The sequence below is a fragment of the Pseudarthrobacter lactosi genome, assembly GCF_055412785.1.
Window position 1 is genome coordinate 101,154 of sequence record NZ_JBVAYS010000004.1, and the last position, 19,339, is coordinate 120,492.

Genomic DNA, 19,339 nt, shown 5'->3' on the forward strand with positions numbered 1-19,339 from the left:
GACATGGATCAAAAGGGTGACTTGCTTGGGTACCTTCGCCTTCGAAGGGCAGACCTTCTCGCGAAACTGGACGGTCTCGGCGAGTACGACATTCGCCGGCCGATGACCCCCCACGGGAACCAACCTCCTCGGGCTCGTCAAGCACGTCGGAGGCGTGCAATTGGAATACTTCACCGACGTCTTCGGTAGGCCCCACGGCCGGGACGTGCCCTGGTTGTCCGATGCCGGGGCGGCCGACGATGACATGTGGGCAACGGCCGACGAGAGCCGGGAAGACATCATTGACTTCTACCATTTCTCCGCTCGTCGTAGCGACGCGACGATAGAGTCACTCAGCCTCGATTCTGCAGGTGGCGTACCTTGGTGGACGCCGGAGCGCCGACGTGTAACCCTTCATCAGATCCTGGTTCACGTGTGCGTCGAGACGGCCCGGCATGCAGGGCATGCCGACATTTTGCGCGAGTTGATCGACGGCACAGCGGGCAACGGGCCGCAAGATCCGAACGTGCCAAGCCGTACGTCGGAGGAATGGACTGCCTATCGATCCCGGGTTGAAGCCGCTGCACGTCAAGCGAACGATATAGCCGGCGGCCTCCAAATTTCGGGCGGTTGATGGGCTGGGGACCATGGAATCAACGTATGTGCGCTACCAGGCAGGCATTCCCAATAGCCGTGGACGCCATCCGGGCATCTTTAATCTCGCCAACGGATTAGCACGCGGCGGCAGACTCAGCAGCCAGGACTGGGCATCCTGGCGGCGCTCAAACGACCATTACGACTCCGCCTACCTGGACCCGTCGACGGTGGATAAATCGATCTACGACCATGAAATCAATCCAACAGCGGAGGCTTGGTTCAAGTGCACAGCCGGGCATTTGCTCGTCCACGTTGGGTTCTACACGGACCTTCTAAGCCGGTACGGCGTTGAGTGGCAAGTGCTTCACTCAAACGATCCCGGACGGCTGTTGTACGAAGACGACGTCCAGGTAATAGTCGCGCCTCATGCCTCCAGTTGAACTCCGAAAACCATCCGGGTCGCTATGGTGCCGCCATGATCGTTCTCGATGTGGATCATGCCAATTTTCTCGGCCACCCGACGAGAAGCCATATTTTCTGGATGGATAATGGCGACGAGCTGCTCAACGTTGAGTTCGTCACGTGCGAATTCCTTACACGCCGCCGCCGCTTCGGTCGCGTATCCCCGGCCCCACGAGTCCGCCCGGATATGAAATCCGACCTCCAACTCGCTTCGACCATTGACCTGCTGCCAGGTAAGTCCGCAGTCGCCCAAAAACTCGCCATCGAGGGTTTCCACGATCCAAAGGCCGTAACCGTGCGTGGCGTAGTTCGCTTCGTTCCAGGCGATCCATTGAGCAGCTCATCCCGCGTCTTGGGCGCAAGGTAATAGGCCATCACAACAGGATCATTCAGAAGCGCAGCCATGTTGTCCAGGTCCACTGAAGCCATCTGACGGAATCGAAGACGGGACGTCTTTCGGGGAATCACCTACGAAGCCTACAGGCGCCCCAAGCATGCCTGGCCAGGTGCCCGCAGCACCCCACTCACTTCTCCGCGAGACGCTCCGGCTAGCCCGGCCTACTCCTTCCGCCGCACCACCAGCCCTGTGCCGGCGGGAGCACCACCGTCGGGCCCTGCGAGCGCCTCGAGTCCTTCGATGGTGAGTTCGTCGACGTCGGTCGCGGTGTCCACAAGCACCGTGTCACCGTCCGCGATGTCGCCGGAGAGGATGGCCTTGGCCAGGCGGTCGCCGATCTCCTTCTGTACCAGCCGGCGCAGCGGCCGGGCACCGTATGCGGGATCGAACCCGGACATCGCCAGCCAGGCGCGGGCACCCTCGGACACTTCCAGGGTCAGCCTGCGGTCGTACAGCCGCTTACCGAGTTCGGCCACCTGCAGCTCCACGATGTGGGACAGCTCGTCCACGGTCAGGGCATCGAACAGCACCACCTCATCCAGCCGGTTCAGGAACTCGGGCTTGAAGGAGGCATTGACAGTGGCCATCACGGCGTCCCGCTTGGCGTCGGCAGCGAGTGTCTGGTCCACCAGGAACTGGCTGCCCAGGTTCGAGGTGAGCACCAGGATGGCGTTACGGAAGTCCACGGTACGGCCCTGCCCATCGGTGAGCCGCCCGTCGTCGAGCACCTGCAGCAGGATGTCAAAGACCTCCGGGTGGGCTTTTTCCACCTCGTCCAGCAGGATCACCGAATACGGCCGGCGGCGGACGGCCTCCGTCAGTTGGCCACCCTCCTCATAGCCGACGTACCCCGGAGGGGCACCCACCAACCGGGCCACTGAGTGCTTCTCGCCGTATTCGGACATGTCGATCCGCACCATGGCGCGTTCGTCGTCAAAGAGGAAGTCCGCGAGCGCCTTGGCAAGCTCCGTTTTGCCCACGCCGGTGGGGCCCAGGAACAGGAACGAACCGGTGGGCCTATTGGGATCGCTGATGCCGGCCCGGGCACGGCGGACGGCGTCGGACACCGCTGCCACGGCCTTGGACTGGCCTATCAGGCGCCTGCCGAGTTCCTCCTCCATATGCAGCAGCTTCTGGCTTTCGCCCTGCAGCATGCGCCCGGCGGGAATGCCGGTCCACGCAGAGATGACCTCGGCAATGTCGTCCGCGGTGACCTGTTCAGCCACCATCTGGGCGGGTTTTTCCGTCACCGCCTCTTCTGCGGCGGCGGCGCTGAGCTCCCGCTCCACTGCCGGAATCTCGCCATAGAGTACCCGCGACGCCGTCTCCAGATCGCCTTCGCGCTGCGCCTTGTCCGCCGTGGAGCGGAGCTCATCGAGTTTGGCCTTCAGGTCGCCCACCCGGTTGAGCCCGGCGCGCTCGGCCGCCCAGCGGGCATTCAGCGCGTCCAGCTCCTCGCTCTTGTCCGCCTTGTCCGCACGGAGGGCAGCCAGGCGCTCCACCGACGCGGCGTCTTTCTCGTTCGCGAGGGCCAGCTCCTCCATGGTGAGCCTGTCCACGGAACGGCGCAGCTGGTCGATCTCCTCCGGCGCGGAGTCGATCTCCATCCGCAGCCGGGAGGCGGCCTCATCCATCAGGTCGATGGCCTTGTCCGGCAGTTGGCGGCCGGAAATGTAGCGATTGGACAGGGTTGCGGCGGCCACCAGCGCGGAGTCGGCGATGGTGACTTTGTGGTGCGCCTCGTAGCGTTCCTTGAGGCCGCGGAGGATCCCGATGGTGTCCTCCACGCTGGGTTCTCCCACGTACACCTGCTGGAACCGGCGCTCCAGTGCCGGGTCCTTCTCGATATTCTCGCGGTACTCATCCAGCGTGGTGGCGCCGATCAGCCGCAGCTCACCGCGGGCCAGCATGGGCTTGAGCATGTTGCCGGCATCCATCGAGGACTCGCCCGTAGCACCGGCGCCCACCACGGTGTGGATCTCGTCGATAAACGTGACGATCTGCCCATCCGAATTCTTGATCTCCTCCAGCACGGCCTTGAGGCGTTCCTCGAACTCACCCCGGTACTTGGCGCCGGCCACCATGGACGCGAGGTCCAGGGCGATCAGCGTTTTACCGCGCAGGCTTTCCGGGACATCGCCGGCCACGATCCGCTGGGCCAGCCCCTCGACTACGGCGGTCTTGCCCACCCCCGGCTCACCGATGATCACGGGGTTGTTCTTGGTGCGCCGGCTCAGCACCTGGATGATGCGCCGGATCTCGGTGTCGCGGCCGATCACCGGGTCCAGCTTGCCCGCACGCGCCATCGCGGTGAGGTCCGTGCCGAACTTTTCCAGCGACTGGAAGGTGTTCTCCGGGTCCGGCGTGGTGACCTTTCGGTCGCCGCGGACACCCGGCAGGGCGGCGAGCAGCGCTTCATGGGAGGCACCGGCGTCGCGCATTAACCGCCCGACGGCGTCGCTCCCGGCAGAGAGCCCCAGCAGCAGCACCTCGGTGGAGACATACGTATCGCCCAGCCGGTCCGCTTCGTTCTTGGCGTTCTGGATTGCCAGCAGCGCGGGCCGGGACAACTGGGCCTGCTGCGTGGAGCCGCCTGACGTTGCCGGCAGCGCCTTAATGGCGCCGCTCGCCTGCACGCTGACGGCGTCCGGGTCCGCGCCCGTGGCGCGGAGAAGCGCGACGGCGACGCCCTCCCGCTGATCCATCAGCGCCTTGAGCAGGTGGGCGGGTTCCACCTGGGGATTTCCGGCCGTGGAGGCGTTCATGGCTGCTGCCGAAAGAGCCTCCTGGCTCTTGGTGGTGAATTTGACGTCCAAAGAGAGCTCCTTCCGGGGATGCGCATGTTCGCTAAGTTGAGTCTACTACGCTCAACTTTGAGGATGTGCCCTCTACGCCCCATGTTTGCCGACGGCGAACTGCCTGTCCAGAGCCGTCCACTGTCGAGTGGAAATCCGGGCCCGGCACCCCTGCCGCAGCAGCATGAAAATGTGGATGGATTGGGCGGCCAAAGCCGGCGACGGCATTGTGGACCTCGGCACACCGCGGGGCGCCACCAAGGTCATGGACGGCTCGTCCGTCGCCGACGCCGAGGCAACGCTGGGCGGCTACAGCATCATCCAGGCCGAGGATCTGGACGCCGCCGTTGCCCTGATGGACGGCCACCCGCACTTCATGTCCGGCGAAGGCGCCACCATCCAGATCCACGAAATGCTCGACATCCCGGGGATGTAGCGCACCAGGGATTAAGAGCTCCGGGTTAAAAACTCCGGGCGGGCGGCTCCCCCAAGGAGCCACCCGCCCGGTGGTCTGTTCATGCCGATCAGAACTGCCGAGAGGTCAGGAGCCGGCAACCCCTGAGACGCTGGTGATCCAGGACAGATTGCTGGCGATCGAGGCGTGGTCGTTGTAGTAACGGGTGTAGTCGGACGGGTTCTGCGGCGGCAGGATACTGGAGGTTGAGAGCACTCCCACCAGCTTGCCGTTGACGATCAGCGGGCCGCCGGAGTCGCCGCCCAGCGTGTGGCCGCTCTGTGACTGCGTCCGAACGGAAGGCCCGCCGTAGGTGTCCGCGCCCTGTCCGGCAACGGTGACGTTGGCCGTTTTGAGGTAGTAGGACATGGTGCCCGCACCTTCGGTCTGGTCACCCCAGCCGTAGACCTTGGCCGAGGCGCCCGTGGCCGGGAACGAACTGGAGAGCCCCACATATGAGCCGTAGTGCGGGGTTGAGAGCTTCAGGAGCAGGACATCGCCGGTACTGGAGGCATAACGCGCGGCCACCGTCTTCACCGTTCCGCCGGTTTCCAGGTACGTGGTGCCCAACCGGACGGACTTCAGTGAAGTTGAGTTGCAGTGCTTGGCCGTGATGACCCAACTCGCGGAGATCTGGCTGCCGGTGCAGCCTACGTTGGTCCCGGTGGAATCGAAGGAAATCTGCGCGGCGTACGGGGCTGCGGAGATCGTGGTGGTGGTGCCGCCGGCAATGTCCGGACTGGCCGAATCACCGCCGGTGGCGGGTGCGGCGTAAGCGGTCAAGGGGGTCAGCAGGGCAGCGGTTGCTGCGGCCGTGGCCAGCATTCGGGCGATCTTCAAAGCGGGTAGCTCCTTCGCAAGTGGACCCGCGGCCATCAGCGGTCAGCAGTCAGCCGGGTCAGTTCCAGTGGATGGACCGGCCATCGGTGCGGGCGATCCACAGGCGACATTACTGCCGGATGTGAAGTCTGTCACGTTAAATGACAGAATCAGTCAACTAAGTTTTCCGGGGGCAGCCCGGACGGACTCACGGATAGCCGGCTGCCGGCTTGGTTTCGATGTAGTTGATGACCAGGAACTCCCCCGCCGGGACAAGCTCCACATACCAGCGGGTCGGCTTGTCCAGATCCTCCCAGCCGCCTTGCCCGGCAACGGTGGGACGGTAGACGGCGTCGAACTTCAGGAACGTCCCGCTGTCCGTGGCGCTCGAATCGATCTCCTGCAACAGCTCAAACGTCCCGCGCCTGCCGGTCCCCGGCTCGGCAACGCGGACCGCCGCCAGGTTCTGCTGGTTCATCACCTTCACCGCCGCGAAGTATTCCTGCCACGCGACGTCGCTGTGGGTGGTGAACAGCGTGCTCGAGTAGGCCTCGGAGTTTCTGGCCGCGAGGTCGGCGACGCAGTTTGCCGGGACGGCTTTGCCCGGACTCCAGGCCGTGACCAGCTCGGAGCCGGCGTTGAGCCAGCCGCTGTAGGCGTTGAGGACGCTGCCGATGGTTTCACGCGGCGTGCCCTTGGGGATCCGGACCGGCGACACGTCATCCCGGCCCACAAAAGGGCACTCCGGCGGCAGCACGGACATGGGCGTGGCCGGGGCGATGTCCGGCGGTGGTGGAGGGGACGGAAACAGGCTGCACCCGGACAGGCCCGCCAGCAGCGCAAGTACGGCAGCCGCCGTCGTAATTTTCTTCATGGTTCTCCCCCAATACCGCCGCCGCGTCCGGACGACGTTGACCAGCCTACCCGCGGATTCTCATGCCGTTCAGCCGGGGTAGATGGCCACAGCGCCGGCCTTGATCACGAAGTAGACCTGCATCCCCGGGGCCAACCCAAGGTCAACGGAGGCCGCCGGGGTGATGTCCGCGCTCAGCTGCCCGCCCTCCCCGGCGCGGACCCGGATCCCGTCCCCGTGCGGCTCCAGGTCGGTAATGGTCACGGCGAAGGAGTTCCGCGGACTGCCATGCGCCTCGCTGGGGAAAACGGAAACGGCCGACGGCGGGAAGACAGCTACTCCCGGCTGCCCAGCGGGGAGCGGGGCGGCTGCGTCGCGGTGTCCGTAGAGGTTCAGGCCGCCAGCCTGAAGACCGTGTTCGGTGATCCGGCCGGCCACAAAGTTGAGCCCGGCGAGCCCCGCTGCGAACCGGCTGCGCGGGCGCTGGAGGACTTCGCGGGTTGGGCCTTCCTCGCTGATCCGCCCGTTTTCGAGGATGACCACACGGTCGGCCAGCATTAGGGCATCGAGGACGTCGTGCGTGATGATGATGGCGCGCCGGCCGGCCAGCACGCGCTTGAGCAGGCGCCGCAGCAGCGGCGCGGCATGGATATCCAGCGCAGCCATCGGTTCGTCCAGGAGCAGCAGGCCGGGGTCCGCGGCAAGCGCCCGGGCCACCGCAACGCGCTGCGCCTGGCCCCCGGAGAGCTCGGCCGGGCGGCGTCCCTGAAGTTCCGTGGCCTCCACTTCCGCGAGCCACCGCAGGGCGGACTCCCGGGCGGCCTGCTTTGACGCGCCTGCACTCCGGGGCCCGAAGGCCACGTTCTCCAGCACACTCAGGTGCGGGAACAGCAGCGGTTCCTGGGCCAGGAGCGCCGTGCCGCGCCTGTGCGGTGCCGTCCATTCGGCGCGGCCTGCGGTGAGGTCAAACAGGGTTCTGCCGTCCAGTTCGGCAGAGCCCGAGTCCGGGTGCAGAAGCCCCGCGATGACGTTCAGCAGGGTGGATTTGCCCGCGCCATTGGCTCCCATAACGGCCACCGTTTCGGCCGGCCCCAGCGCGAGGGAGACGTCGAACCCGCGGCCAGCCACGGCAGCCTGAACCGAGAACGTCACCTGGCTTCACCGCCCGCGGCACGCGCCGGCGTCGTACGTTCGCCGCTGGGTTCGGGGGCCCGCTCAGCGGCGCGGGGACTGCGGTACGCGAGGGCCACCACAACCACTGCCACCGCCACGAGGACCAGGGAAAGCGCGACGGCGGCATCCGCGTCCGTTTCCCGCTGCAGGTAGATTTCCAGCGGCAGGGTCCGGGTCACTCCCTGGAGGCTGCCGGCGAAGGTGAGGGTGGCACCGAATTCGCCCAGGCTGCGCGCGAAGGACAGCACCGCGCCGGACGCGAGGCCCGGCAGTACGAGCGGAAGGGTGACCCTGCGGAGCACCGTGGTGGGACCCGCGCCGAGCGTCGCAGCCACCGCCTCATACCGGTTCCCGGCGGTCCGCAGGGCGCCCTCGAGGCTGACCACCAGGAACGGAAGGGCGACAAAGGTCTGGGCCAGGACTACCGCCGTCGTCGAGAATGCGATCTGCAGGCCTGCAACTTCCAGTGTCCGGCCCAGCAGCCCCTGCCGCCCGAAGGTGTAAAGCAGCGCGATGCCGCCCACTACCGGCGGAAGGACCAACGGGAGCAGGACCAGGGAGCGGAGGAAGCGCTGGCCGGGAAAGCTGCCGCGGGCCAGGACCAGGGCCAGCGGCACGCCCAGGACGATGCACAGGACGGTGCTGGCCGCGGACGTACGCAGGCTCAGCCCAAGGGCTTGCAGCGACGCTTCCGACGTGATCAGCGGGATGAACTGGGCCCAGTTGACCTTGGCCACCATGGCCGCCAGCGGCAGCACCACGAACAGTCCGCCGGCAGCCGCGAGGACGTAAATCCAGCGCGGGATGCCGCCGTAATTCGTGGCCTGTTTCATGGTCTCCTCGGGGGCGGGTGCTGCGGGGCGGGGCGCTACGGTGCCCCGAAGCCGGCCGCGCTGAGGGTTTTCTGCCCATTGGCTGCGGTGACGCTGGCGATGAAGGCTGCCGCCAGTTCCTTGTTCCGGCTTGAGCCTACTGTGGCGATGGGATAGGTATTGACAGCCTTGCCGGATTCGTCGAACGGGATTCCCTTGACCTTGTCACCGGCGCCTCTGACGTCGGTGACGTAGACCAGGCCGGCGTCGGCCTCGCCGGAGGTGACCTTGCCCAGAACGTCCGTCACGGATGATTCTTCACTGACCGGCGTCAGGGTCACGCCCGCGGCCTTTTCCACGGCGTCCGCTGCGGCCCCGCACGGAACCTGGCTGGCACACACAACCACCTTGACGCCGGGTTTGGCCAGGTCGGCGAAGGACGCGATCGACGCCGGATTGGACGGCGGGACGGCGATCTCCAGGACGTTGGTGGCGAAGTTCTTCGCGCTCCCGTCCAGGAGCTGGGCATCGGCCAGCTTGGTCATGTTCTTGGTATCGGCGGAGGCAAAGACATCCGCCGGCGCGCCCTGGGTGATCTGGGTGACCAGGTCCGAGGACCCGGCGAAGCTCAGCACAATCTCGGTGCCCGGGTTCTTCGCCTCGAAGTCACTGGCCAGCCTGGTGAACGTGCTTTTGAGCGACGCGGCTGCGAACACCGTGATGGTCCCGGACACCTGACCGGTGGCGCCCGGGGACTGCGAGCCGGCGGACTGCGAGGCCGTGGGCGTCGTGGAAGCCGGCGCGCACGCGGCCAGGCCCAATATGAGGCCGGCTGCGATAACGACGGCTCTCGCAAGTGTGCGGGTGCTCAAATGATGCTCTTTCCGTGCGGGGTTTCGATGATGACTGTGGTTGCTTTGACCACCGCGGTGGCCACGGACCCTAGTTCCAGGCCCAGCTCACGCACGGCTTCACTGCTCATCAGCGACACCACCCGGAACGGCCCGCACTGGAGTTCCACCTGGGCCATGACCTTGTCCGCCGTGATCCCAGTGACCAGGCCAACGAACCTGTTGCGTGCCGAGCTCCCTGCACGGTGCGGGTCGTCGGGAAGCTGCGCGAGCTTGTGGGCGTGCCTTGCCAGTTCCAGTCCGTCGACGGCGAGCCGGCCGGCGTCGTCCTTGATCGGGGTGAGGCTGCCGTTCTCTGTCCAGCGCCGGACGGTGTCGTCACTGACGCCGAGGAACCGGGCGGCTTCGGATACGCGAATAGTGGGCATTTCATGATTCTAGTCCGCATTTGCGGGTTTTATTATCAGTTTTCACCGCGTATCCGAAAACGACGTCACCGCCGGTTTTGCTCCGTTCGAGGGTTCATTTGGGCTGCCTATGGAACGTCCCGGGCCGAAGTCCTACGCTATGGGGAAGGGGAGGGGCCGCAGTCGCTGAGGAGCGTTTGTGATGAAGTGGATCTGGCCTGACACCCCCGACTATGACCCGGCCCGGAAGGTCTTCAACGCCAGCATTGACCGGCGGCCGGCGGTGATTGCCCAGTGTTCCAATGACGCGGACGTGGCCGAGGCCCTGCGCTATGGACAGGAAAATTCCCTCGCCATTGCCGTCCGTGCCGGAGGCCACTCAGTGGCCGGAATGTCCATGAACAACGACGGCCTGGTGATCGATGTCCGGCCCATGAAGTCGATCGACGTGGACCCCGAATCCGGCATCGTCACCGCCGGGGCGGGCGTCACCTGGGGCGAGTTCGACCACGCCACCCAGGAGCACGCCCTGGCCGTCACCGGCGGGCGGGCCTCCACCACCGGCGTCGCCGGCTTCACCCTGGGCGGCGGATCCGGCTGGCTGGAGCGCTCCTTCGGGTTCGCCTGCGACAGTCTCGTCTCTGTGGACCTGGTGACGGCCGACGGCGATCGTGTCACCGCGAGCGCCCGGGAAAACCCCGAACTCTTCTGGGCCCTCCATGGCGGCGGCGGCAATTTTGGCGTGGCCACGTCCTTCACCTTCCAGGCGCACCGGCTCGGCCCCACGGTGCATGCCGGTCTATGGCTGTGGCCCGGCGAAGAGGCCACGGACGTCTCCCGCGCGTACCGGGACCTGGCCCTCGCAGCCCCCGATGGCGTCGGGCTGGGGCTGCTGTACCTGACCGCTCCGCCGGAGCCGTTTGTGCCTGGGCATTTGGTGGGAAAAATGGCCGTCGCCATCGGCTACGTCTACGCGGGTGAGGCGGAGGAAGGCTCCGAACATGCCCGGCCGTTCCGCGAGCTCGGGCCGGCCGTTGACCTGGTTGCTGACACACCGTATGCAGAGTTCAACGGCTCCATCGACGATCCGCCGGACCATTACAACTACTGGAGCGCGGACTACCACGACGAACTTCCCGATGCGGCCCTGGACCTCTTTGTTGAGTCGGCCCACAACCTCCCCGATGCCACGTCCCAGCAGCTCATCGCCCGGTGGGGAGGCGCGGTGGGCGGCAACGCGGGGGCAGCCACTCCCCTGATCAACCGGAACGCGGCCTGGGTGAGCCACCCCTACGGCATCTCCCCCACACCCGAGGAAGGCGAGCTGGCCAAGGCCTGGGTGAAGGACTTCCGCGCCAAGATTGCGCCCTATGCATCGGGCGGCGTGTGGCTCAATTTCATCGGCAACGAAGGCCAGGAGCGCATCCGTGCCGCGTTCGGCAACGGGAACTATGCACGGCTGGCCAGGGTCAAACGGGACTTCGATCCGCGGAACGTCTTCCAAGGCAACCAGAACATCCTGCCGGCGGGCTCCTGACTCGTTCCTGATGCCGTTCGTGACCCGGGGTGTGCCGGACTGCCAAGCGCGTTCCTGCCCAGTTGCCTGCCGCGACACACTGCGACACACCGTGGAGGACGGCGTGTCTGCCCGGATTGGCCGCCGCGCCCGCCGGTAACCGGGCAGGAGCGTGTGGCCCCGGCGCAGAGCAGTGCCGCACTAGACTTCCCCCATGGCGATTTACCTTGATCCGCCGCTGTGGCCAGCCCACGGCACGCATTTTTCGCACCTCATCTCGGACTCATCACTGGCCGAACTGCACGCCTTCGCCGCCGCGGCCGGCATCCCGGACCGGGCGTTCGACGGTGACCACTACGACGTCGCCGAGCGCCGGTTCGATGACCTCGTAGCCGCGGGCGCCATCCCGGTAGAGGCCCGGATCCTGGTCCGCAAGCTGATCGCCAGCGGGCTGCGCATCCCGGCCCGGCAGCGCAACAAGTCCCTCAAAGTGCCGCTGCTGAACCGCTGGGAAGCCATCATGCCCGGCCACGACGCCCTCTTCCTGGACCTGCTGGACCGGTGGAGCGAGGACCACCGCCGGTATCACGGCTGCACGCACCTGCTGGCAGTACTGGAGGCCCTGGACCTGCTCGCGGACCCCGCCGATCCATCACGGACCGTGCTGCTCGCAGCCTGGTTCCACGACGCCGTCTACCGCGGGGTCGCCGGCCAGGACGAGGAGGAATCGGCCCGTCTCGCCGAGGAGCGTCTCGCGGACGCAGGTCTCCCGGCGTCCGAGATCGACGAAGTGGCCCGGCTGGTGAGGCTGACGTCGGACCATCGCCCGGAACCAGGGGACGACGACGGTGCCCTCCTCTGCGACGCGGACCTGTCGGTTCTCGGCGGCGAACCTGAGCCGTACGCCAGGTATGTGGCGGCCGTCCGGGAAGACTACGCGCACATCGGTGACGCGGACTTCGCAGCCGGCCGCGCCGCCGTCGTCCGTCATCTGCTGGAACTGGACCCCTTGTTCCACAGCGACCGCGCACGGGAACTGTGGCTCGACGCCGCCCGCCGGAACCTGCAGGGCGAGCTGGCCTGACGCTTCCGCGCAACCGCCGGAAGCCTTTACGGTCGACGCGGCCGGTGCAAGACTGCTCGGATGAACCTACGCATCCAGGCCATCAGCATCGATTCAACCGACCCCAAAGTGCCGGCCGATTTCTGGGAGAAGGCCCTCGGGTGGCGCCGCACGTACGAGGTGGACGACGAAATCGTGCTGGAGCCGCCCGCAGGCAGCCCGGCCGACGGTGTCAGCCCGGACCTGCTGTTCCTGAAGGTGCCCGAGCGCAAGGAGCTCAAGAACAGGCTTCACCTGGACCTGCGCCCGGACGACCAGGCCGCGGAAGTGCAGCGGCTGGAAGTCCTTGGCGCGTCGCGCATTTCCGTCGGGCAGGGACCTGGCGTCACCTGGGTGGTCATGGCTGACCCGGACGGCAACGAGTTCTGTGTGCTGCGTGCGCTGCGTTCAGAGGAGCTCGAAGCCCAAGGACTGGTCCCCGGGTTCAGCGAAACCCCTCCGAACGCCGCTGGCTAGCGGTAAGCGGTAACGAACGGGCTGTTGGTGGGAACGATCTGCTTGCCCAGCGGCATCAGGCTGACGGGGATGAGCTTGAGGTTGGCGATAGCCAGCGGGATGCCGATGATGGTGACTGCCATGGCAATGGCCGTGACCACGTGGCCAATCGCGATCCAGATGCCGGCCACCACCAGCCAGATGACGTTCCCCAGGAGCGAGAACACACCCGTTCCGCCCGGCTTGTCCACCACCATGCGCCCGAAGGGCCAGAGCGTGTACGCCGCGATGCGGAACGACGCGATGCCCCACGGAATGGTGACGATCAGCAGGCAGCAGATGATGCCGGCCAGGAAATAGCCCAGGGCAAGCCAGAGTCCGCCGAATACCAGCCAGATGATGTTGAGCAGAGTCTTCATCTGTCCATTGTGCCCCGCGGGGTCTGACAAAGACGTAGGGGTCTGCCCTGATTGGACCCTGAAACTTGGACCTGGAACGTGGACCGGGACTCAGCCCTTGGCCGCTTTCACGAAGGCCCGGATCTTCGCCAGGTCCTTCACGCCACGGGAAACCTCGACGCCGGAGCTGACGTCCACGCCCCAGGCGCCGGAGGCTGCGGCGGCGTGCGCCACGGTGTCCGGGTCCAGCCCGCCGGCCAGCAGCCATTTGCGGTCCTGGAGCGCCGTCACATCCACCATGGAAGCGTAGTCCCAGGACTCTCCGGAGCCGGGCACGGCGGCGTCAATCAGGAGGAGTTCCTCGCCCCAGTTGGCGAACGCGTCCGCAGTGGCTGCCATGGTGACCGCCCTGATCAGCTTCATGCCGGCGTCGTGAACTGTTGCGACGTCTTCGGGGGTGAGGTCTGCATGGAGTTGGACCCACTCGAGTCCGGCGGCACGGGCGATGGCAATGGCATCGGCGACAGGTTCATGCCGGAAAACGCCGATGGCAAGTACCTCTTCCGGCACATCGGCCAGAAGAGTGGAAACCTGCGACGGCGAGACTACCCGCGGGCTCGCGGTGAGGACAAAGCCGACGGCGTCCGCCCCGGCGTTCACTGCTTCACGGACGGATTCGGGCGTACTGAGTCCACACACTTTGACGAACATTCCGGGCTCCTTCAGGCTGTCTTCGCGTACTCCCCCCGGAGGAGAGTAACAGGCAAGTGCCCCCTGTGCCGACGTTGGGTGGTTCTATTTCAAGCGCCGGACAGCACGCGTTCCACCATGGTGCGGCCAGTCCGTTCAAACATCGTGTCGCCCACCTGGTTGGCCCACACCACCGTGCCGATGGCCTGGTTCAGGTTCTCCAGCCGCCACACGTCCGCGTCCGCCGGTGCCACCGTTTTGCCGAGACCCGCATGGAACGCGTCCGCCAGGTCGGGCCTTTGGACGAACCGCTGGTGACTGAGCCGCACCAGATCGTGCACCCAGGGACGCAGTTCGGCGCGGCCAAAGTCGATCACCTTGATCTGGCCGTTGTCCTGGAGCCAGTTCCTTGGCTGGTAATCGCCGTGCGTTGCCACGAGCTGCACCACGCCCGGCCGCAGTGCATCCAGCTCCTGTTCAAAGCTGTCCAGCTGCGATTCCGGCAGCAGCCCTTGAGCGCGTTCCATCCATGCCCGGGTCTTCGCCGTGAGGGCTTTTGCGTAGGTGGACGATTCCCCTGCGGGCCGATGAATCCTCGCCAGCAGCTCCCCCGCCTGGCGGTACGTTTCCGGCTCGTCCTCGGCCGGTGTCCACTCAACCAGGATCCCCGGCAGGAATTCCGTCACCAGGATCCCTGCCTCCCCCGAGGCGTGCCGCAACACCGGTACGCGGCCGTGGAGCCCTTCGAAACCGCGGGCATGGGCGGCGATCTCGCGGTGTATATGGTGGCTTGCGGTGCTCGCCTTGACGATGAATTCTTCGCCCGGCCGTGTGGCGACGTGGAGGACGTTGGTGTCCTGCAGTGGCCAGGAGTGATCCCGCACCACGCTGAATTCCCCAAGCCAGGATCTCAGCAGCCGGCTCTGTTCCTCGGTGATTCCCTGGCGCATTCGCCCAGCATGGCACGCGTGGCCGGGTCGCCCAAACACAGGAGGGGTCGCCCAAACAACTAGGCTGGTCCGATGGAGATCATCCGCTTCGCAGAACTCAGGTCCGAACCGTGGCGCAACGGCGGCGGGGTGACCCGGGAGCTTGCCAGCCACCCGAAGGCCGCCTCGGCGCAGGACGGCGCCTGGGACTGGCGAGTCAGCATCGCCGATGTCAGCAAGGCCGGGGATTTCTCGGCGTTCCCGGGCATGGAACGTGTGCTCACCGTGATCGACGGCGAACTGCTCCTTCTCACCGTGGACGGCGCCGAGCACCCGCTGGAGAAGTACCGGCCGTTCAGGTTCTCGGGCGAGGCTGCTGCGCATGGGGCCCTGCCCACCGGGGACATCCGCGACCTCAATGTCATCGCCCGGACTGGTTCATTCAAGGGCTTCACGTCCATCATCGAGCTCTCCAAGAAGCGCGCGCACCCGGTTTTTGAGGGCCAGCTCGCTGTGCTGCTGCAGGGCCAGGCCACCGTCAGCGCGGGCACCCTCAGCGTCAGCGCGGAGACCGCAGAGACCGCCGAAGCCGACGCAGCCGACGGCGACGCAGCCGCCCCGGCACCCACCGAGCCCGAGGCACTCAACCGCTATGACGCCGTCGTCGGCTCCGATAACCGGACCCCCGAGGTCCTGGGCCGCGGCTTCCTGGCCGTGGTTTCGATCGACCGCGTGAGTGCCTGATCCAGGCCTGCAGGCTAGCCTCGCCTTCGTTATCTGAGCCTTTCCACACTGGTCAGCGGCGCAGGGCGCTCCTAGACTCTGGCTATGACCTCCACACCCTTTAACTCACTCCTGTCCACCCAGATCGGCAACGAGTTCGCGGCCTCGCAGCAGTACATTGCCGTGGCCACCTGGTTCGCCAACCAGGATCTCCCGCAGCTGGCACGCTACTTCTACCGGCAGTCGGTGGAAGAGCGGAACCACGCCATGATGATGGTGCAGTACATGCTGGACCGCGACATTGAGTTCACCATCCCGGGAGTCCCCACCGTGCGCAACGACTTCTCCTCCGTGACCGAGCCGCTGGCCCTGGCACTGCAGCAGGAGAAGGAAGTCACGGCCGCGATCGAGGCACTGTTCCGTGCGGCCCGCACCGAGGACGACGCCCTGGGCGAGCAGTTCATGCTCTGGTTCCTCAAGGAGCAGGTGGAGGAGGTCGCTTCCATGACCACCCTCCTGAACATCGCCGAGCGCGCGGACAACCTGTTCGACATCGAGAACTTCATCGCCCGCGAAACCGTGGGCAACGGCGGCCGCGACTCCTCCGCGCCGGAGACTGCCGGCGGCGCTCTCTAAGGTCCTGCCCCGCCCGGCGGTGAGGTTGGCCACCAACCCGGCCACCCGCCGTCGGGCGTTGCTATGCTGGGTTCAAGGCTCCGCACAGGACCCTCCGGACGACGGTTCAGTACCCGGCACGCGACAAGACTGGCCAAAGGATCTGTCATGTCGTGGTTAATCCTCATTCTTTCCGGAGCACTGGAGGCCGTCTGGGCCGCTGCCCTGCACCGGACCTTCCAGGCTTCCGGCCGGCGCCGACTCGCCCCCGCCCTCCTCTTCCTGGTCTCCGTCCTCGCCAGCATGGCCGGCCTCGCCATCGCCATGCAGTCCATCCCCACCGGCACCGCGTACGCCGTGTGGGTGGGCGTGGGCGTAGTGCTGACCTCCGCCTACGCGATCATCACCAAGGCGGAACGTCCGACGACGGCGCGTCTCCTGCTGCTGACCGGGATCGCCGCGTGCGTGGTTGGCCTGAAGGTGGTGGCGTAATGAACAAGCGTTCCGCTGCCTGGCTGATGCTGCTGGCCTCTGCGGTGCTGGAAGCCGTCTGGGCCACCGCCCTGGGCCAGTCCGACGGCTTCACCCGCCCCCTGCCCACGCTTGTTTTCGCCGTGACGGCCACGCTGAGCATGATCGGTCTCGGCCTGGCCATCCGCAGCATTCCGCTCGGCACGGCCTACGCCGTCTGGGTGGGGATCGGCGCTGCCCTGACAGTGGGCTGGGCCATGGCCACCGGCGTCGAACCCTTCAGCCTGTTGAAGGTGCTCTTCATCGCCGGGATTGTGGGCTGTGCCGCGGGCTTGAAGTCCCTGCCGGCTTCACCTGCCGCCGTCCCGTCCGTGCCCGCGAAAACCGGGCAGGACCAGCGGCCGGTTTAGGCTTTTGCCATGGACTCCCCCGAGGTACAGCACGCACTCGCCGCCCTGCGGCACAGACTCGACGGAGGCCGGCGGACCGTTTTGGGCATCACCGGCGCGCCCGGCTCCGGCAAGTCCACGTTCGCGGCCCGGCTGCAGCGGGAGTTCGGCGCCGGCCTCGCCGTCGTGGTGCCGATGGATGGCTTCCACTTGGGCAACTCCATCATTGACGGCACACCGCTGCGGCAGCGAAAGGGTGCCCTCGACACGTTCGACGTCGGCGGCTACCTGTCGCTGTTGCAGCGGCTTGTGCGCCGGGACGAGGCAGTGGTGTACGCACCGGAGTTCCGGCGGACGTTGGATGAGCCGGTGGCGGCGTCCATCGCGGTCCCGGCGTCAGTGCCGCTGGTGATCACCGAAGGAAACTACCTGCTGGCCGAGACGCCCGAGTGGAAAGAGGTCCGGGCGCAGCTGGATGAGGTCTGGTTCATGGACACCCCTCCCGCCCTGCGGCTGGCGCGGCTGGTGGACCGGCATGTGGAATTCGGCATGGAGCGGACCGCGGCGGAGGAGTGGGCGGCGGGACCCGATGAGGCGAACGCTGTGATGATCGCAGCCACGCGCCAGGGCGCCGACCGGATCATCCCGTGGGGCCAGGACGCCTGCTAGGGATACTGGGCACTGTCTAGGAATACTGGGGCAGGGGTCGGGGTTCTTGGCTGGGACGAGAGTTCACAACGAACGGAGCGCCCCCATGACGGCACCATCGGTACACCTCGGCGACGGCCTCACCGTCAGCCCCCTGGGCTTCGGCGGGATGGCCCTCACCCCGGTCTACGGCGAGGTTGACCCACACGACGCCCTGAAAACGCTGCATCATGCGGTGGATGCCGGCGTCAGCTTTATTGACACGGCGGACATCTACGGCGGAGGCAGCAACGAGGAACTCATCGCGCAGCTATTGAAGGAGCGCCGGGGCGAAGTGCAGCTCGCCACCAAGTTTTCCCTGGTGGGCTCGCCGGCTGACGGCTATACGGACGTCCGGGGTGATGCCGCCTACGTCCGGCAGGCCGTCGATGCCAGCCTGAAGCGGCTTGGCACGGACGTGATCGACCTCTACTACATGCACCGCCGTGACCTCCGCGTTCCGATTGTGGAAACCGTGGAGGCCATGGCGGGGCTGGTGCAGCAGGGCAAGGTCAAACACCTTGGCCTGTCAGAGGTGACCGCGCAGGAGCTGGCCGAAGCCTACTCCGTGCACCCCATTGCCGCGGTCCAAAGCGAATGGTCCATCTGGAGCCGTGACGTGGAACGCAACGTAGTTCCTGCCGCGGCCAGCCTGGGTGTGGGCTTTGTGCCGTATTCGCCACTGGGCCGGGGATTCCTCACCGGCACGGTGGACGCTTCGAGTTTGGGAGCCAACGACTTCCGACGCCGGATCCCGCGGTTCGCCGCGGACGCCGCCGATGCCAACCAGGGAGTGGTTGCCACCGTGCGGTCGGTGGCCGCCGAGCTGTCCGCTACGCCCGCCCAGGTGGCACTCGCGTGGCTTCTGGAGCAGGGCAAACGGCGGGGACTGACCGTGGTCCCCATCCCCGGCACGCGCAAGACGCACCGGATCGACGAAAACCTGGGCGCACTCACCCTGGACCTGACCCCGGCGCAACTCGAGGCGCTGGAGCAGGCCGCGGACGCCGTCATCGGCTCCCGCTCGGCGGACCCGAACTGGGTGTCCCAGGGCCGTGAATAGACTGAAGCCCATGGATACGCTCATTCACGACCTACGCGACATCACCATCCGCAGCATCTCCGTCAGCGAGATGAACAACAACGTGTATCTGCTGACCGCGAAGGCCAGCGGCGCGCAGCTGCTGATCGACGCCGCGGACGATCTCCCGGCCATCCAGGCGATGCTGCAGGATGCCGCCGCGGATACGGCGGCCAAACCCAAGCTGGCGCTCATCGCCACCACCCACCAGCACTGGGACCATGTCCGCGCATTGCCGGCATTGGTGGAAGCGACCGGAGCCAGGACGGCAGCCGGAACGGATGATGCCCCGGAACTCGCGGTGAAGGTGGACGTACTGCTGGACCACGGTGACGTCGGCAACTTCGACGGCTTCGACGTGACCGCCGTGCACCTGCGCGGCCACACCCCGGGATCCATGGCGTTTGTGTATCAGGACCCCGAAGGCCCTGCCCACATTTTCAGCGGAGACTCGTTGTTCCCGGGCGGCGTGGGCAACACCCAGAAGGATCCGGCGCGGTTCACGTCGCTGTTGGACGACGTCACCGCGCGGTTGTTCGAGGCCTACCCGGATGACACCGTGGTGCATCCGGGCCATGGCAGCCCCACCACCCTGGGCGCGGAACGCCCGCATCTTGAGGAGTGGCGCGCCCGCGGCTGGTAGCTTTCACAACGCTTCCAGGCTGGCGCTGCGCTTCGTGATT

General features: G+C 66.5%; 24 protein-coding genes and 1 riboswitch. Of the genes, 13 read left to right on the forward strand and 11 right to left on the reverse strand.

All coding sequences use genetic code 11. The features are described from left to right. The first annotated feature begins 160 nt into the window (after nucleotides 1–160). Nucleotides 161–613 carry a mycothiol transferase gene (locus ACZY0Q_RS17600; protein ID WP_463918767.1) on the forward strand — a complete coding sequence of 151 codons (453 nt, stop codon included), beginning with the start codon at nucleotides 161–163 and terminating at the stop codon, nucleotides 611–613. Between the two features lie 13 nt (nucleotides 614–626). Further along, complete coding sequence (locus ACZY0Q_RS17605; RefSeq protein ID WP_463918768.1) at nucleotides 627–1,016, forward strand: hypothetical protein; 390 nt, start codon at nucleotides 627–629, stop codon at nucleotides 1,014–1,016. Here ACZY0Q_RS17605 and ACZY0Q_RS17610 read toward each other — a convergent pair. After that, nucleotides 1,001–1,315, reverse strand: coding sequence for a GNAT family N-acetyltransferase (locus tag ACZY0Q_RS17610; RefSeq protein WP_463918769.1), 315 nt, complete (start codon nucleotides 1,313–1,315; stop codon nucleotides 1,001–1,003). The two genes, ACZY0Q_RS17605 and ACZY0Q_RS17610, sit on opposite strands and share 16 nt — an antisense overlap. A 281-nt stretch (nucleotides 1,316–1,596) precedes the next feature. Beyond that, nucleotides 1,597–4,251: an ATP-dependent chaperone ClpB gene (gene clpB, locus ACZY0Q_RS17615; RefSeq protein WP_463918770.1), complete on the reverse strand. Its 2,655-nt coding sequence runs from the start codon at nucleotides 4,249–4,251 to the stop codon at nucleotides 1,597–1,599. 169 nt (nucleotides 4,252–4,420) lie between these two features. Between clpB and ACZY0Q_RS17620 the strand changes: the two genes are divergently transcribed. Further along, entirely contained in the window at nucleotides 4,421–4,666 is a 246-nt protein-coding gene (locus tag ACZY0Q_RS17620) for a YciI family protein (protein ID WP_463918771.1), read from the forward strand. Between the two features lie 105 nt (nucleotides 4,667–4,771). On the opposite strand, the gene ACZY0Q_RS17625 is transcribed toward ACZY0Q_RS17620, so the two are convergent. The 6 genes from ACZY0Q_RS17625 to ACZY0Q_RS17650 form a co-directional block, all read right to left on the reverse strand. Further along, complete coding sequence (locus ACZY0Q_RS17625; protein WP_463918772.1) at nucleotides 4,772–5,524, reverse strand: S1 family peptidase; 753 nt, start codon at nucleotides 5,522–5,524, stop codon at nucleotides 4,772–4,774. 187 nt (nucleotides 5,525–5,711) lie between these two features. Continuing rightward, on the reverse strand, nucleotides 5,712–6,377 hold the full coding sequence (locus tag ACZY0Q_RS17630) for a hypothetical protein (RefSeq protein ID WP_463918773.1): 666 nt from the start codon (nucleotides 6,375–6,377) through the stop codon (nucleotides 5,712–5,714). A gap of 69 nt (nucleotides 6,378–6,446) precedes the next feature. Further along, nucleotides 6,447–7,508 carry a sulfate/molybdate ABC transporter ATP-binding protein gene (locus ACZY0Q_RS17635; protein WP_463918774.1) on the reverse strand — a complete coding sequence of 354 codons (1,062 nt, stop codon included), beginning with the start codon at nucleotides 7,506–7,508 and terminating at the stop codon, nucleotides 6,447–6,449. After that, nucleotides 7,505–8,362, reverse strand: coding sequence for an ABC transporter permease (locus ACZY0Q_RS17640; RefSeq protein ID WP_463918775.1), 858 nt, complete (start codon nucleotides 8,360–8,362; stop codon nucleotides 7,505–7,507). The genes ACZY0Q_RS17635 and ACZY0Q_RS17640 overlap by 4 nt, the downstream gene beginning before the upstream one ends. A 35-nt stretch (nucleotides 8,363–8,397) precedes the next feature. Then, nucleotides 8,398–9,213, reverse strand: coding sequence for a molybdate ABC transporter substrate-binding protein (gene modA, locus ACZY0Q_RS17645; protein WP_463918776.1), 816 nt, complete (start codon nucleotides 9,211–9,213; stop codon nucleotides 8,398–8,400). After that, complete coding sequence (locus tag ACZY0Q_RS17650; RefSeq protein ID WP_463918777.1) at nucleotides 9,210–9,620, reverse strand: TOBE domain-containing protein; 411 nt, start codon at nucleotides 9,618–9,620, stop codon at nucleotides 9,210–9,212. Before ACZY0Q_RS17650 ends, modA begins: the two co-directional genes overlap by 4 nt. Before the next feature lie 181 nt (nucleotides 9,621–9,801). On the opposite strand from ACZY0Q_RS17650, the gene ACZY0Q_RS17655 reads away from it, so the two are divergent. The 3 genes from ACZY0Q_RS17655 to ACZY0Q_RS17665 all read left to right on the forward strand — a co-directional run bounded on the left by ACZY0Q_RS17655 (nucleotide 9,802) and on the right by ACZY0Q_RS17665 (nucleotide 12,694). Then, nucleotides 9,802–11,136 carry an FAD-binding oxidoreductase gene (locus ACZY0Q_RS17655; protein WP_463918778.1) on the forward strand — a complete coding sequence of 445 codons (1,335 nt, stop codon included), beginning with the start codon at nucleotides 9,802–9,804 and terminating at the stop codon, nucleotides 11,134–11,136. A 193-nt stretch (nucleotides 11,137–11,329) separates the two neighbouring features. Next, nucleotides 11,330–12,199, forward strand: a complete 870-nt coding sequence (locus tag ACZY0Q_RS17660) for a DUF4031 domain-containing protein (RefSeq protein ID WP_463918779.1) — start codon at nucleotides 11,330–11,332, stop codon at nucleotides 12,197–12,199. 60 nt (nucleotides 12,200–12,259) lie between these two features. Next, entirely contained in the window at nucleotides 12,260–12,694 is a 435-nt protein-coding gene (locus ACZY0Q_RS17665) for a VOC family protein (RefSeq protein ID WP_463918780.1), read from the forward strand. On the opposite strand, the gene ACZY0Q_RS17670 is transcribed toward ACZY0Q_RS17665, so the two are convergent. The 3 genes from ACZY0Q_RS17670 to ACZY0Q_RS17680 all read right to left on the reverse strand — a co-directional run bounded on the left by ACZY0Q_RS17670 (nucleotide 12,691) and on the right by ACZY0Q_RS17680 (nucleotide 14,711). Further along, on the reverse strand, nucleotides 12,691–13,092 hold the full coding sequence (locus ACZY0Q_RS17670; RefSeq protein WP_058930936.1) for a YccF domain-containing protein: 402 nt from the start codon (nucleotides 13,090–13,092) through the stop codon (nucleotides 12,691–12,693). The genes ACZY0Q_RS17665 and ACZY0Q_RS17670 overlap by 4 nt on opposite strands. Before the next feature lie 90 nt (nucleotides 13,093–13,182). Continuing rightward, nucleotides 13,183–13,782 carry a phosphoribosylanthranilate isomerase gene (locus tag ACZY0Q_RS17675; protein WP_463918781.1) on the reverse strand — a complete coding sequence of 200 codons (600 nt, stop codon included), beginning with the start codon at nucleotides 13,780–13,782 and terminating at the stop codon, nucleotides 13,183–13,185. Between the two features lie 89 nt (nucleotides 13,783–13,871). Then, nucleotides 13,872–14,711, reverse strand: a complete 840-nt coding sequence (locus ACZY0Q_RS17680; protein ID WP_463918782.1) for an aminoglycoside phosphotransferase family protein — start codon at nucleotides 14,709–14,711, stop codon at nucleotides 13,872–13,874. Nucleotides 14,712–14,783: 72 nt separating this feature from the next. Here ACZY0Q_RS17680 and ACZY0Q_RS17685 point away from each other — a divergent pair, with 72 nt between their 5' ends. From ACZY0Q_RS17685 to ACZY0Q_RS17715, 7 genes are all read left to right on the forward strand, one after another. Beyond that, complete coding sequence (locus ACZY0Q_RS17685) at nucleotides 14,784–15,434, forward strand: HutD/Ves family protein (protein ID WP_463918783.1); 651 nt, start codon at nucleotides 14,784–14,786, stop codon at nucleotides 15,432–15,434. A gap of 84 nt (nucleotides 15,435–15,518) precedes the next feature. Then, nucleotides 15,519–16,049 (forward strand): ferritin, encoded by a 531-nt coding sequence (locus ACZY0Q_RS17690; protein WP_463918784.1) that lies wholly within the window; start codon nucleotides 15,519–15,521, stop codon nucleotides 16,047–16,049. A 72-nt stretch (nucleotides 16,050–16,121) separates the two neighbouring features. After that, nucleotides 16,122–16,187, forward strand: a riboswitch (guanidine-III (ykkC-III) riboswitch). Between the two features lie 9 nt (nucleotides 16,188–16,196). Then, entirely contained in the window at nucleotides 16,197–16,520 is a 324-nt protein-coding gene (locus ACZY0Q_RS17695) for a DMT family transporter (protein WP_248763758.1), read from the forward strand. Then, a complete protein-coding gene (locus tag ACZY0Q_RS17700) occupies nucleotides 16,520–16,909 on the forward strand; it encodes a DMT family transporter (RefSeq protein ID WP_463918785.1) in 390 nt (129 codons plus the stop codon). The genes ACZY0Q_RS17695 and ACZY0Q_RS17700 overlap by 1 nt, the downstream gene beginning before the upstream one ends. Before the next feature lie 9 nt (nucleotides 16,910–16,918). Continuing rightward, nucleotides 16,919–17,557, forward strand: coding sequence for a nucleoside/nucleotide kinase family protein (locus tag ACZY0Q_RS17705; protein ID WP_463918786.1), 639 nt, complete (start codon nucleotides 16,919–16,921; stop codon nucleotides 17,555–17,557). An 85-nt stretch (nucleotides 17,558–17,642) separates the two neighbouring features. Beyond that, on the forward strand, nucleotides 17,643–18,638 hold the full coding sequence (locus tag ACZY0Q_RS17710; RefSeq protein ID WP_463918787.1) for an aldo/keto reductase: 996 nt from the start codon (nucleotides 17,643–17,645) through the stop codon (nucleotides 18,636–18,638). Nucleotides 18,639–18,648: 10 nt separating this feature from the next. Beyond that, on the forward strand, nucleotides 18,649–19,299 hold the full coding sequence (locus tag ACZY0Q_RS17715) for an MBL fold metallo-hydrolase (RefSeq protein WP_463918788.1): 651 nt from the start codon (nucleotides 18,649–18,651) through the stop codon (nucleotides 19,297–19,299). Nucleotides 19,300–19,339 lie beyond the last annotated feature (40 nt).